Annotated in this window: 9 protein-coding genes, 2 tRNA genes and 1 other RNA gene; 3 read left to right on the plus strand and 9 right to left on the minus strand. The window is 40.5% G+C overall.

What is annotated here, in order from left to right; translation table 11 throughout:
* Nucleotides 1-360 precede the first annotated feature (360 nt).
* Nucleotides 361-1,194, plus strand: coding sequence for a hypothetical protein (locus CWC30_RS16595; protein ID WP_138627655.1), 834 nt, complete (start codon nucleotides 361-363; stop codon nucleotides 1,192-1,194).
* Nucleotides 1,187-1,924 carry a hypothetical protein gene (locus tag CWC30_RS16600; RefSeq protein ID WP_138560843.1) on the plus strand — a complete coding sequence of 246 codons (738 nt, stop codon included), beginning with the start codon at nucleotides 1,187-1,189 and terminating at the stop codon, nucleotides 1,922-1,924. Before CWC30_RS16595 ends, CWC30_RS16600 begins: the two co-directional genes overlap by 8 nt.
* Nucleotides 1,925-2,008: 84 nt before the next feature.
* Here CWC30_RS16600 and CWC30_RS16605 read toward each other — a convergent pair whose 3' ends face one another.
* Genes CWC30_RS16605 through CWC30_RS16620 form a run of 4 tightly spaced genes read right to left on the minus strand, consistent with a single transcriptional unit; the run spans nucleotide 2,009 to nucleotide 6,296 of the window.
* Nucleotides 2,009-3,175: an FAD-dependent monooxygenase gene (locus tag CWC30_RS16605; RefSeq protein WP_036980063.1), complete on the minus strand. Its 1,167-nt coding sequence runs from the start codon at nucleotides 3,173-3,175 to the stop codon at nucleotides 2,009-2,011.
* Nucleotides 3,172-4,359, minus strand: a complete 1,188-nt coding sequence (ubiH, locus tag CWC30_RS16610; RefSeq protein WP_138627656.1) for a 2-octaprenyl-6-methoxyphenyl hydroxylase — start codon at nucleotides 4,357-4,359, stop codon at nucleotides 3,172-3,174. Before ubiH ends, CWC30_RS16605 begins: the two co-directional genes overlap by 4 nt.
* A 14-nt stretch (nucleotides 4,360-4,373) precedes the next feature.
* Nucleotides 4,374-5,696: a Xaa-Pro aminopeptidase gene (gene pepP / locus CWC30_RS16615; protein WP_138627657.1), complete on the minus strand. Its 1,323-nt coding sequence runs from the start codon at nucleotides 5,694-5,696 to the stop codon at nucleotides 4,374-4,376.
* Nucleotides 5,697-5,732: 36 nt separating this feature from the next.
* The gene (locus CWC30_RS16620) at nucleotides 5,733-6,296 is read right to left on the minus strand and encodes a UPF0149 family protein (RefSeq protein WP_138627658.1); all 564 of its coding nucleotides are present in this window, start codon (nucleotides 6,294-6,296) and stop codon (nucleotides 5,733-5,735) included.
* 225 nt (nucleotides 6,297-6,521) lie between these two features.
* Here CWC30_RS16620 and ssrS point away from each other — a divergent pair.
* Nucleotides 6,522-6,705: non-coding RNA, 6S RNA (ssrS, locus tag CWC30_RS16625), on the plus strand.
* A gap of 164 nt (nucleotides 6,706-6,869) precedes the next feature.
* Here the strand turns inward: ssrS and CWC30_RS16630 are convergent.
* The 5 genes from CWC30_RS16630 to CWC30_RS16650 all read right to left on the minus strand — a co-directional run bounded on the left by CWC30_RS16630 (nucleotide 6,870) and on the right by CWC30_RS16650 (nucleotide 13,048).
* Nucleotides 6,870-9,953, minus strand: a complete 3,084-nt coding sequence (locus tag CWC30_RS16630; protein WP_138627659.1) for an efflux RND transporter permease subunit — start codon at nucleotides 9,951-9,953, stop codon at nucleotides 6,870-6,872.
* Complete coding sequence (locus CWC30_RS16635) at nucleotides 9,950-11,146, minus strand: efflux RND transporter periplasmic adaptor subunit (protein WP_138627660.1); 1,197 nt, start codon at nucleotides 11,144-11,146, stop codon at nucleotides 9,950-9,952. The genes CWC30_RS16630 and CWC30_RS16635 overlap by 4 nt, the downstream gene beginning before the upstream one ends.
* The gene (locus CWC30_RS16640) at nucleotides 11,143-12,552 is read right to left on the minus strand and encodes a TolC family protein (protein WP_138627661.1); all 1,410 of its coding nucleotides are present in this window, start codon (nucleotides 12,550-12,552) and stop codon (nucleotides 11,143-11,145) included. The genes CWC30_RS16635 and CWC30_RS16640 overlap by 4 nt, the downstream gene beginning before the upstream one ends.
* 305 nt (nucleotides 12,553-12,857) lie before the next feature.
* A tRNA-Phe gene (locus CWC30_RS16645) sits at nucleotides 12,858-12,933 on the minus strand.
* A gap of 39 nt (nucleotides 12,934-12,972) precedes the next feature.
* A tRNA-Thr gene (locus CWC30_RS16650) sits at nucleotides 12,973-13,048 on the minus strand.
* Nucleotides 13,049-13,083 lie beyond the last annotated feature (35 nt).

The raw sequence follows: 13,083 nt of genomic DNA on the forward strand, positions 1-13,083 counted from the left end.
CTTCGGGCTTCGGGCTTCGGGAAGACATTATTAGATGCTCCCTTTATATCAATAAGTAAAATAAAGATAAGTGTTTAATATTTACTAGGTAGGCGTGAGCTTGCTCGCTTGAAAAGCGAAGCTTTTAATTGTTTAAATTTACACTTACTCGCAAATTTAAATATTTACTCAAACTTGAAGACATGCAATTATTAAACAAGCTTCTATTAAATAAGGATATTTATGAACTTCATATTCGAGCTGATACTTCTAGCTTCCTACACCTTTTTGAAACTAAATAAGCTTTATTCTTAAATAAACCCTAAGTTAAATTTCGTTTAATAATCTTTCCCAGACAATATAATTATAGGAAGTAAAATTGTGAGTATAAATTTTGATGTTGTTATAGAAAGTGATGATTACTCCGTAGATATGCAATCTGGACTAGAAACATTAAAAGGTGCATCGGAGGCAACACGACAAATTGCAACAACGATCATTGAAAGGCGAGTACCTCAAAAACTTTCATTTGAAAGCAAAGTAAGAACTAACCTTAAAAAATCATTTAGAGGCTCATACGGCCAACAGTTTTCGTTAGATTTTTACGACGAAGAAGCCAAAAAGCGCTTTAGAAGTATCGGTAAGCAAACAATCTCAGAGCTTATTTCATATTTTATAAATGAAGCTTTATACCAAGAGAGCCTGCAACTTTCAGGTAAAGCAAAAAATGTTCTTAAAAACCTAGGAGAAGATCTCGAAGGAAAGCTTATTAAACAGCTACAAAAATCATCACTTGAGCACTTACATTCAGTAGCAAATAACTTTAATAAAGATGTGAAAATCCGATTTAGAAAAAATCAAGATACAAAAACAACCCTAGCTAACCTAGGAAAAGCGACTTACGCAACATTAAAACCTCTCACCAATAAAAATAAAATAGAGATTACAGCGAGTATTACGCGCTTAAATATAAACACAGGAAATGGCAGACTTTTGGTGAAAGGAGAAGATGAAACAGTGGCTTTCGGTTTCCCTGCTCAAAAACAGTATGGTGAGTTAAAATTTGCAGCAAAGCAAAAATTTTCAGATAACCTACACAGCAATAACGGAATACCTTCAGAAAATTGGAAAACTTTAAAGCTCAAGGCACATACTCAGAGAACAAGCGGAGGTCAGATAATAAAATACCTGATTGAAGGATTTAACGATGCTTAATCGTTTTTCTATAACAGCTATAATATTAATGCTTATTGTTATTGGCGTTTATATTCTCCAGTTCTATTTTAATCTGAAGTATCAAATATCTGAAAAACCATCCGACTGGGTCGACTTTAGTAATTTTTTTAATGGATTAGTTACTCCACTACTTAGTTTTTTTTCGTTAGTACTGCTTATTCAATCTCTAAGTATACAAAATCAAACAAATACAGAGTTAAGAGATGAAGTCAGAAAAAATAAAAAGAAAGAGCTACTACAATCCTTTGAAATTTATTTTTTTGGATTAATTGAAGCTCAAAGAAATGCATTTAATAATTTAAAGCTAAGTTTTTCAATTCAACTGGATGAACAAGAATTGAGCAACGTTAAGTTAATACAAGAGCTCGAAGATAGTATTGAAGCTAAACGCGCTGAAGGTGTAAGCACCGAAAATATAAGAGATTTTATAAATACTACCGATGCAAATGAAAGTATATTTAATACAACTCGCATTTTTTATAACGTTGTTAGAATGATTACCGAAAAGTTAACAAATGAAAATGGATTTGAATCTTTAGAAAGAAAAAACCAATTTAAAACTCTAATTAGCTTTACTGAATTTTCTCAACTCAGACTTATAATGATAAGCATGCAATTCATGGATTGGGAGTCGGCAAAGTACTTAAAAGAAAATGACGAATTTATTGAAGTACTCAAAGATTTAGGCGGTGGTACAGACCTATACTGAGTATCTAAAAAACCGATGTTTAAACTAAACATCGGTTTTTCTTTGGCTAAAAGCTGACAGCTAAAAACCGACCGCTTGTCTTTATCACTTCCCTATCGCTTCTTTAGCGAATAGGTGTTTGATTGGGCCCAAGTTATCAACGAGTGAAAGCCCTACTCCACGAATCAGCTTTTTAACAGGGTTTGCACCTTCAAATAGCTCTTTTAGCCCTTGCATCATGGCAATGTGTTTTTGTGCATCGAGTTTACGGGTGCGCTCGTAATCACGCAGTGTGCGCGTACTTGCAAATTCTTTGGTGTCTTGACTTAGTAACTCGATTAAATAAGCCGCGTCTTTTAGACCTAGGTTCATACCCAGCCCTGCCAATGGGTGAATGGTATGCGCTGCATCGCCCATTAGCACCACGTTGCCACTTACCCATTGCTGGGCATAACGCATTTTAAGTGGGAACGCGACGCGCTTACTTTGCACTTCACATAAACCGCATTGGCCATCTATTGCAGCCATAACTGCTTTATTAAAAGTGGTGTCGTCCATTGCTAACAATTCATCACAATGATTCGGGCTGGTAGACCACACAATTGAATGAGTATGCTCATCGCTCAATGGCAAGAACGCTAGCGGCCCTGTAGGTAAAAACACTTGGCGTGCGGTATTTTTGTGTGACTCTTTGGTTTTAACTGTCGCTACTAACGCATGGTGATCGTAATCTTTAAAGCTCAGCGCCATATTAAACTGTTTACGAATCGCTGAATTTGCACCATCAGCCGCCACCAGCAACTTAGCAATAATAGGCTCACCAGTTTTTAAATTAATAAATACATCAGACTCGCTTTGGTGTATTTGCTGATACTCGGTATTAAACATGAGTGTGGCATTACTTTGCTGCTCAAGCTCTTTTATTAGTGCAAAGCGAATAATGTCGTTTTCAACTATGTGCCCTAAATGGTCAAGCTCAAGTTGATCGTTATTAAAGGCTATTTTTCCAAAGCTATCGGCATCACGTACATCCATGTGCGTATAAGCACAAGCACGCTCAGCTATTATGTGTGGCCATACATTTAACTGCTCGAGCAAGGTTTGGCTGGCAATACTCAATGCGCTTACACGTAAACCATAGTCATCGCTCGGTGGAGCTTGAGTTGGCGCTGCATCTAACACAACCACACTGACATTCGCTTTAGCAAGCCCTAGCGCCAGCGTTAAACCTATGCAGCCACCACCCACTATACAAACCTGTACTTGTTTCATAAACGTGTACCTTGTTTAACTTGTCCCATTAACTGTTTAGCCAATGGGGCTTTGAATGCGGGGAATAAATCCATCGAAAACAGCCCAATACTGCGACCCAATGCTAACACCCGTGATGAATTTGAAAAAAGTCGAACCAAGGCATCGGTCAATGTCATTACCGTTTTTATATCATCACTGCGCTTAACTGAATATTGACGGGTAAAGGCATAACTCCCTAAATCATGTTCACTGTTTGCTATTAAGTCACTAAGCACTTGTACGTCGCGCAGCCCTAAATTAAAGCCTTGACCTGCAATTGGGTGAATGGCGTGTGCCGCGTTACCTATTACCACAGTACTGTGCGCCGTCAACGATTCGACTTGCCCATAAACCAGTGGATAACTGGCGCGCATCCCTACTTTTATAAACCGCCCAGCACGATAACCAAAGGTGATTTGCAGTACGCTTAAAAAGTCTGACTCACTTAATGTCATATGCTGCTCAATATGCTCTTGGCGCATACACCATACTAACGAATAGCGGTTATTGCTCATGGGTAATAAAGCCATAGGGCCATTTTGGGTAAAACGCTCAAACGCATGATGGTTATGTCCACCAGCCACTTCTATATTGGCAATAATCGCGCCTTGTTCATAAGGCTGGGTATTGAAACCTAGGCCTAGCAAGTGACGGGTTGGCGATTGTGCACCGTCGGCAATCACTAACAGCTTAGCACTTAGTTTTTCGCTGCTTTGTAATGTCAGTTCATTACTTTCGGTATTTTGTTTTATCGCCGTTACGCTATCAGGGCAAAAAAGCGATATATTTGATTGCGTTAAACGTTGATGCAGCGCTCTGCCAAATGGGTTTACCTCTACCACATAGCCTAATGAGGGTTTTGCAAACTCATCACTGTGTATATGGGTTTTACCAAAGTGCCCTTTGTCTGACACACTGACTTTTTTTATGGCTGCCGCATAGGGAGCGTTTATTTCAAACAAATTGAGGCTTTGTAAATACTCCACCGACTGCTGTGCAAGTGCGATGCTTCTGTCGTCAAAACTTGGGTGATAATCTGTGGTTACTTGATTTGCTTCAACCACGGCAATATGTAGGCTGGGATTTTTTTTACTTATGCTCAGTGCGCAACTTGCGCCAACTAAACCACCGCCAATAACTACAACATCAAACTGCTTAGCCACTTTTATCTCCAAGCTTATGCGTTTTTAGCGCTTTGCATTAACGCTTCTATTTCGCTAATTTTTTTAGGCACGGTAATCGTTAAGTTTTCGTGACCTGAATCAGTTACTAATAAGTTATCTTCAATACGAATACCTATACCTTGGTATTTTTTGGGTGCGTTTGAATCTTTACTAATATAAAGCCCTGGTTCAATGGTCAGTACCATACCCGGTTCAAAAGCACGCTCTTGGTTATTAACCTTGTAATCGCCCACATCGTGAACATCGAGTCCTAACCAATGGCCAAGACCATGCATGTAATATTCTTTACAGGCACCTTGCGCCATTAACTCATCAAAATCGCCGGTTAAAATACCTAAATCGAGTAACCCTTGGGTTAGCACTTGCATAGCTAATTTATTAGCCTGCGATAAGTAGCCACCGGGCTTTACTTCGCTAAATGCCACTTCTTGCGCTTTGAGTACAATATTATAAAGCGCAGCTTGCTCGGTGCTAAATTTACCATTAACGGGGAAAGTACGGGTAATGTCGGCTGCGTAACCTTGTAGCTCACAACCTGAATCAATCAGCACCAGGTTGCCATTGTTTAATACATCGCTGTTTTGGGTGTAGTGCAAAATATTAGCGTTATCGCCACTACCGACAATGGTGCCATAAGCTGGATGTGGCGCCCCATTCATCGCATAGTGATGATGAAGCTCTGCCTCTAATTGAAACTCGGTTGCGCCAACGTGGGAAAAGCGCATGGCACGCATGTGTGCTCGGGCACTTATTTCGCAGCCTTCACGCATAATGTTAATTTCGCTTGGCGATTTAAATAGGCGCATCTCGTGTAATAGCGGACGAATATCTTTAAGGGTACTCGGTGCTGTATCGCCTTTTTTGGGGGCACTACGCAAAGTATTGAGCATTGAAAATACTTTGCCGTCGAAGGCAGGATACGTCCCTTGTGCATAAAATAAAATCTGTTGGCCGTTCACCAAATTCAATAATTGTTCGTTTAGTTCACTTAATGCATAAGTTTTGTCGAATAAGTATTCGCTTTGCGCTTTTTCAAAACCAATGCGCCTGCCGTGCCATACCTCTGCAAGTTTATCTTTACCTAAACAAAACAATATAGAAGGCGTATCACTGTCTTTGCATAACACCAATACCGCATCGGGTTCGTTAAAACCAGTTAAGTAAAAAAAGTCACTGTCTTGTCTAAACGGATAATGAGTATCTCGGCTACGTGTGAGCTCGGTTGCAGCAGGAATTATCGCAATACTGTTGCTATCCATTGCCGCCAATAAACGCTCGCGGCGCGCTTTAAACTCTGACTTTTGTATTTCAACCATTAATAACTAACCCATTACTTTTGTTGTATTACTAAATTAATGCAGTGTTTTTTTGTTGCTTTGTGAGTTTTGCTCTTTGCCAAGTTCAGCAAAACACAGTAACGCCGATACGCGTACGTACTCAATCACTTCATGCAGTGCTTGGCTATCTTCTTTGGTTTCTTCAAAGGTTGTATCAAGGCGCGTAATTTCGCTAAAGTCGCTAATCACTTCTTTTACATCTGCCGACAGCTTGCCATAGTCTTTTTGCTTTAAGCCAAAGCCCAGCATAAACCCAGCTACCCATGATACGAGCCCATTGGCTTGATCGATGAGTGTTTCGTCATCACTCGGTAAAAACAAATCAAATTGAAACTCTTCATTGTTAAAGCTTTCAACAACTTGTTGATAAACTTTACCAAAAAACTGTTTTAAATCGTTGCTAAACGACTCGCCATCATTAAATACGTCGCTCAGTAAGCCTAAGTATTCTTTATCGTCAATGCTTAGCCCACAAGCAAGTAAACCGCTAATAACGCCATGCGCTTCAGCAGGTGATACAAATATTTCGTTTTTCTCTAAAAGAAGTTGGGCTTTTTCGTAATCTGGTAAGTTATTCATAATGACGTCTTCGCTTTGCTAATTAAAGCAATGCTACCACTCGATAAAAAGCAACTCCAATGAATTCTATGACTGAGGTCAAAAGCAAGCGATTGAAAAGCTGATTAAGTTCAAAAAGCAATCTTAAAAGTAAATACAAGATTAAATTTGCAGGAAAACTGAGCGAACAGTTTAATTTTTTACGATTGGGGTTTAAGGATTGGAATATGTCTTATATACTGAATTTGTTCCCTGGGGTGCAGGAGCTTGGTTAAGTCCCTGAGCCGATAAATTTTATACCAGGATTTTTGTTCGTCTACTATTGTGCAAGCTCGGCATGTACCGAGAAGCCTACGGTAAACCGCAGATTTCCGCCCTGAAACCTCAAGGTTTCAGGACTGACACCCGGCACCGCATTCTCGGGGAACACCTCCAATAACTTTAATTCCCCAGCAATTACTTTTATATCTTTATTTTATTAATCACCTAGTTATTATAAAAAACACCGAACTGAATTTTTTACAGTCCGATGCTTTACTTACTAGTACCTGAAACTTAGTGCCTGAAACTTCTACTTATCTATGTAGTCTGCACTTACTTAAACCAGCCTTGAAAGCGCTCCATCAGCATATAGTTAACCGGAACGAGTAATAAGGTTATAAAGGTCGCAAATATAATCCCAAAACCTAGGCTTACTGCCATAGGAATTAAAAACTGCGCCTGAGTCGCCTTTTCAAACAGCAGCGGCATTAAGCCTATAAAGGTGGTTAAACTAGTTAGCATAACCGGTCGAAAACGCGCTACGCCGGCGGTTTTAACAGCTTCCATTAAATCTAGCCCTTCACTGCGCTTTTTATTAATAAAATCAACCAATACTAACGAGTCGTTCACCACGACCCCAATTAACGCGAGCATTCCCAGCAAACTCATAATGGTAAGCTCCATAGCCATGATCCAATGGCCAATTACTGCGCCAATCATGCCAAAAGGAATAATGCTCATCACCACCAGTGGCTGTAAGTACGATTTAAAGGGAATTGCGAGCAACCCATAAATTACAAAAAATACAAATACCATTCCCCACAATAATGAACCAAACGATTCGCGCTGCTCTTTGGCTTCACCTTCTAACGAATGGCTTACACCTGGGTATTGTTGCACAAGTTCATCTAAGTAGGCTTTTAAATCAGCTTGAAGCACGGTCATATTGGTATCGGTTTTTTCTACATCCGCCGACACATTAAGAGTACGGTAACGATCAATACGGGTAATGGTTGATGGACTTTGACCAGGTACTAAAGTGGCAACGTGTGACAGCGGCACTCGCCCACCATTAGGCGTTTGTATTAATATATCTTTTAAATCAGCAACTGAGCGCCTTTCATCTATAGGTAAGCGCACCATAACGCGCACATCATCACGCCCGCGTTGAATGCGCTGTACTTGTACACCAAAAAACGAGTTACGCACTTGTCTTGATACATCAACTCTATTTAATCCAAGTGCAAGCCCTTGCTCTGTTAGCTCTATTTGTAGCTCTTCTTTACCATCAGACATGCTATCGGCAATATCAAACACGCTTGGATAAGTGGCCAATCGTTGTTTAATTTGCTCAGCCACTGTTTGCAGTGTGGTTATGGAATTACCCGATAATTGAATATCAATTGGGTTTGAGCTTCTACCTATTTCTGCTCTAAATGTGAGACTTTCAGCCCCAGGGATCACCCCTATTAATTGCCGCCACTCTTTTACCAACTCACGCGAACCAATATCAGACTCTCGTTGTTCTGCTGGGGTGATTTCAAAGCGCACACTACCCGAATTAGCCGCACCGCCTCGCCCGCCAGTGCTGGCTAAAATATTAAGGATAATACTTTGCCCTGTTTCTTCATCTTGATACTTACGCTGAAGCTCTCTGGCTTTATCTGACATATCAATTATGTATTTATTCGTGACTTCAAACGGTGTTCCCGCAGGAAAAGTTAAATTAACCCGAACTGTTTCACTGGGAATACGTGGGAAGAAAATAAACTTAGTCCAACCACTGGTGATCATGGTTAAAATAATTAAAAACACGCCCATAAATAAACTGACTGTGGCCAGTTTGTTGCGTAGCGCTAGCCCTAATACGGGTTGGTAATATTTTAAAATGGCATGCTCAAAACCATCTGCAAAACGTTGTTGGAGTTGCTCTAATTTAGAACCTTTGCCTTTTTGCTGGCGCAGTTTGATATATTTTAAATGCGCTGGCAGCACAAATTTAGATTCAATCAATGAAAACAATAATACAGGAATAACCACCACCGGTATTTGCGCAAAAATAGCGCCTCGCGCGCCTTCTATAAAACCTAAGGGTAAAAAAGCGGCCACGGTGGTTAACACGCCAAATGTAACTGGCGTGGCTACTTCTTGAGTTCCTTTTATAGCAGCCTCTTCGCCCGATTTGGCAGTTTTTAAATGGGTATACACGTTTTCACCGGTAACAATGGCATCGTCCACCACAATCCCTAGCACCAATATAAAACCAAATAAGCTGATCACATTTATGGTCACGCCAAAGGCGGCCATTGCCATAAACGCGCCCATAAATGAAACTGGAATACCAATAAATACCCAAAACGCGATGGCAGGTCTTAAAAATAATGTCAGTAACCCCAGTACCAAAATCCCCCCCTGTAAAGCATTGCTAGTTAGGGTAGCAATACGGCTTTTTACTACCTCAGAGTCATCATCCCAATAGCTTAAATAAAACCCTTGCGGTAAATTAGCTTGCTCACTGGTAATATAGTTTTTAACTGCATCGGCCACTTCTATCGCACTTTGCGGACCAATGCGGTACACATCAATAAATGCGGCTTGTTTGCCATTAAAGCGGGTGCGCACGGGGGTTTCTTCAAAATCATCGTTAATGGTTGCAATATCACTTAAGCGAATAATAGTGCCATCGGCTTGATTTTTTATCACAATGCTTGCAAATTCATCTTTGCGGTAAGCTTGCCCTTTAGAGCGAATAAGTACATCGCCGCCCTCTGTTTTAAGGTTTCCTGCTGAAATATCAGAACTTGAATTGGCAATGGCACTGGATATTTGCGCCAAGGTTAAATCGTATTGGCGCAGCGTATCTTGGCTTACTTCGATTGCCAGCTCATAATTACGTACGCCACTAAGTTCAACTTGGGTAATCGCCGGAATACGCAGCAATTCATCACGGACTTGCTCTGCATATTCTAGGGTTTCTTTTTCGTTGTAGTCACTTGAAACAGTGACTGCTATTACTTCACGCTTACGCTGGATTAACCCTATTACTGGTTTTTCTGCATCGGCTGGAAAAGTATTAATGGCATCGACACGGCTCTTTATATCCGCTAACAATTCACGCTCGTCGTAGCCAGTATCAACCTCAACGCTTACTTGTGATGACCCCTCAGAAGAGCGGCTCGATATTTGTTTAATACCTTCGAGATCTTGTAATGCTTCTTCTATTCGTATGGTGACCCCTTTTTCAGCATCTTCTGGGGTTGAACCACGTAAACTCACACTAATATTTATACGATCAGAAACAAACGAGGGAAACACCTCTAACGGTAACTTAGAAGACAGGCTGAATAGGCCGCCCAACACAATACTAATTAGCAGTAAGTTGGCAGCCACATGATTACGTGTAAACCAAGCGATCATGGCTGCTCTCCTGGTTTTTGTGCTTTAAGAGTCGCATCCATTATCTGCACTGGCGTACCTGAACTCACTTGACCCAGTGGCGTCAGCACTAATTGACTACCCGCTTCAAGACCTTTACTCACAATGCCTTGCAGCGCATTTTGCCACGCTAAAGCAATATTTTTACGCTGTAGTGTGCCATTTTCAACCACATAAACATAACTGCCTTGATATATCGCACTATTGGGAATAACGAGTACCTGAGAGGCGACTTTGCCATTAATTTTAGCTTTAACGTATTGCCCTATTTTTACTGGGTATTGATTATCACTGGTTGATTTATAAGGGTCATTAATTTTAGCCACCACATACAATTGCTGAGCACTTTCATCTATTGCGCCCTCAGTACGAATAAGTTGGCCTTGCCATTGTTGCTCGCCAATTAAATCTGAAGTGAAATTAACCGCTGAGCCACGCTGATTTTTAGCACCATCTCGATATTGCTCAGGTAAATTAATAAAAGGCAGATCTTTATTCTTTATCGGTAAGCGTATTTCAACACTGTCGGTTGCATAAATTGTCGCCAACTGCATATTGTTAGATACCACCTGACCTAAATCAACGCTGCGGTTTAATACTCGCCCAGCATAAGGGGCTTTAATTTTAGTACGTTCAAGATTTAGTTGCGCTTTTTCCAATTGTGCTTGTGCTGACAAAACCTGTGCTTGCGCTGCAGCTAGCTGTGGCTTTCTAAGTACTAAAATACTCGGTTCAGACTCATTGCCTAAACGCTGCCAATCAGTAAGCGCTTGTCGGCCTCGCGCTTGCTCTTCTAATAAGTTTTGCTCGGCATTGAGCAAATTAGCTTGTGCTGATTTAACTTCTGCTTTTAAATCGCGATCATCTAACTGAAGTAATACATCGCCTTTTTCAAAAAAACCGCCTTCACGGAACTGCTCATTTATATCAATAATCAGCCCAGAAACCTGAGCCACCAACATACTTTGAGTTCGTGGTTTAACCGTACCAAAGCTATCAATTTCAACGGGGTAGTCAATTAACTGCAATGGTTTTACCGCTACATTAATTTTTGCTTTTGGCGGTGCTGAAAAACGTGATGCTTTAGGCGGGTTTCCTTTAATAAACATCACCGAAAAAATGGTCGCTATAATGATAGCAGCGGGAACAATTATTTTTTGTTTGTTGAGTTTCATAGTGCTTGCTCATCCTGTGCGGATCTTGATTTTGCAAAGTCGCCCCCAAGAGCAACATGTAATTTAATGCGATTTGTGAGTAATTGGTTTTTAATTTCAATCAGTGAACTTTGTGCATCAAACGAGCGTGCTTGTGCATCTAATACGGTGGTGTAGCTCACTAAACCACTTTGATATTGTTCAAACGATAATTGCTCTGCTGCTAAGGCATTTTCTTGTGCCTGCAAGGTGCTTTGGTAGCGTGCCTTTAAAGATTGTTGTAGGGTAATAGCATTTTCAACATCACCAAATGCATCATATAAAGATTGCAGATAGGCTTGCTCTTGCTTTTGCGTTTGTAAACTGGCTATTTCCTCGTTCGCAGCAAGTCGCCCAGCGTCAAAAATAGGCGCTGAAATGCTACCAATAAGTGACCACGCAAGACTTGAAGCAGAAAATAAGTCGCTTACCCTGTTAGTGCTATCGCTTAAACCTGCCGCTAAATTTAAACTCGGAAAACGCTGTTTATGCGCATACGCAAGCGAAGCGTCGCTGGCTAATAACTGATACCAACTAGCACGCAACGCAGGTTTGCGAGTAATAAGCTCCGACGGTAAACCAAGGGGCATGTCGTCATTAATTACAGGTAGGTCGTTATTCGCTGCTATCAATCCTTTTGGATACTCCCCCAATAAACGCTCAAGGCTACGTGCAGCTTGAGTCAAATTTGCTTTTTGGGTTGCTATACGAGAGCGTTCATTGTTTAACTCATTGCGAGCTAAATAAACATCTAACGCTTCATTTAAACCTTGGCGATAACCCGACTCAATAATCTCGAGGTTTTGCTGGGCGTTAGCTTCTCTGCGCTTAAACAAATCAAGTAATTGCTCTGCACTGATTAAGTTAAACCAATTTGTTATAACATCTGCAATAAGCTGTTGTTTAGTTTGCTCATAGCGAGCTTGCTGAGCAAGGTAGTTGAGGTTGTCTCTACGCTTTGCATCCGAGAGTTTACCCCATAAATCAATTTCATAACCTAACTCTAACGATACAGAGCTTGAGTTATTATAACTAACCGGACGATTATCTTTGCTTCGCCCTACTCGCGTTGAAATATCTAAACTGGGCCATAAAGCGGCACCGGTGACAATTAATTGCTGTTTTTGTATTTCTACATCAAAACGGTTTTGCAATAGTTGCTGATTGTTTTTTAGCGCTTGAGTAACTAGCTGCTTTACTGTTGGTGAAGCAAGTTTATTAAACCATGTGTCGTTGACAGCAACTACTGATTCAACAGCTGTTTGTTGCCACTGATCTGGGAGTGTATTCGGTGCTTGCTCACGTAGTTGCGGGTTTAAGTTACTCGTACAACCACTCAGCAGCATAATACTTATTGCCAATAAAGATGGCTTATATTGCCACATCATGTTTAAACCTGATTAATGCTATTTATGAATGTTATTCAAGCACTTTAGCAAACGTTGCTCAATTGACTTTACATAACATTACATACTTTGCGATGAAATTATAAATGCCGTAGATACGCCAATCATTAACATATTGATCACAAATCAATAAACAACCTAATTTTTAGCCAAAAAAGCTGAATAAAGTTCTCAAAGAGGTATGAAAAGGACAGAGGGACTTACTGTTTATGACGTGCTAGAAAAATAGAGCAGGATAGAAAAACTTAGAAACAAAAAAGCCCCGCATATGCGAGGCTTTGTATAAATGGTGCCTCGACCCGGAATCGAACCAGGGACACGAGGATTTTCAATCCTCTGCTCTACCAACTGAGCTATCGAGGCACTAAACAGTGCAATAGTTAAATTAACTATTTAAATAAATGGTGCCGACTAACCGAGTCGAACGGTTGACCTACTGATTACAAGTCAGTTGCTCTACCAGCTGAGCTAAGTCGGCACACTAAACTGTGTGCTAAGGCACGTGTAATATTT

It is taken from the genome of Pseudoalteromonas sp. S4741 (genome assembly GCF_005886135.1).
Taxonomy (GTDB): Bacteria; Pseudomonadota; Gammaproteobacteria; order Enterobacterales; family Alteromonadaceae; genus Pseudoalteromonas; species Pseudoalteromonas tetraodonis.

Excerpts from the sequence above, each read along its gene's own strand:
- CWC30_RS16605 (WP_036980063.1), bottom strand. The coding sequence starts at position 3,175 with ATGAAACAAGTACAGGTTTGTATAGTGGGTGGTGGCTGCATAGGTTTA.
- CWC30_RS16630 (WP_138627659.1), bottom strand. The coding sequence starts at position 9,953 with ATGATCGCTTGGTTTACACGTAATCATGTGGCTGCCAACTTACTGCTA.
- CWC30_RS16635 (WP_138627660.1), bottom strand. The coding sequence starts at position 11,146 with ATGAAACTCAACAAACAAAAAATAATTGTTCCCGCTGCTATCATTATA.
- CWC30_RS16640 (WP_138627661.1), bottom strand. The coding sequence starts at position 12,552 with ATGATGTGGCAATATAAGCCATCTTTATTGGCAATAAGTATTATGCTG.
- CWC30_RS16600 (WP_138560843.1), top strand. The coding sequence starts at position 1,187 with ATGCTTAATCGTTTTTCTATAACAGCTATAATATTAATGCTTATTGTT.
- CWC30_RS16620 (WP_138627658.1), bottom strand. The coding sequence starts at position 6,296 with ATGAATAACTTACCAGATTACGAAAAAGCCCAACTTCTTTTAGAGAAA.
- pepP (WP_138627657.1), bottom strand. The coding sequence starts at position 5,696 with ATGGTTGAAATACAAAAGTCAGAGTTTAAAGCGCGCCGCGAGCGTTTA.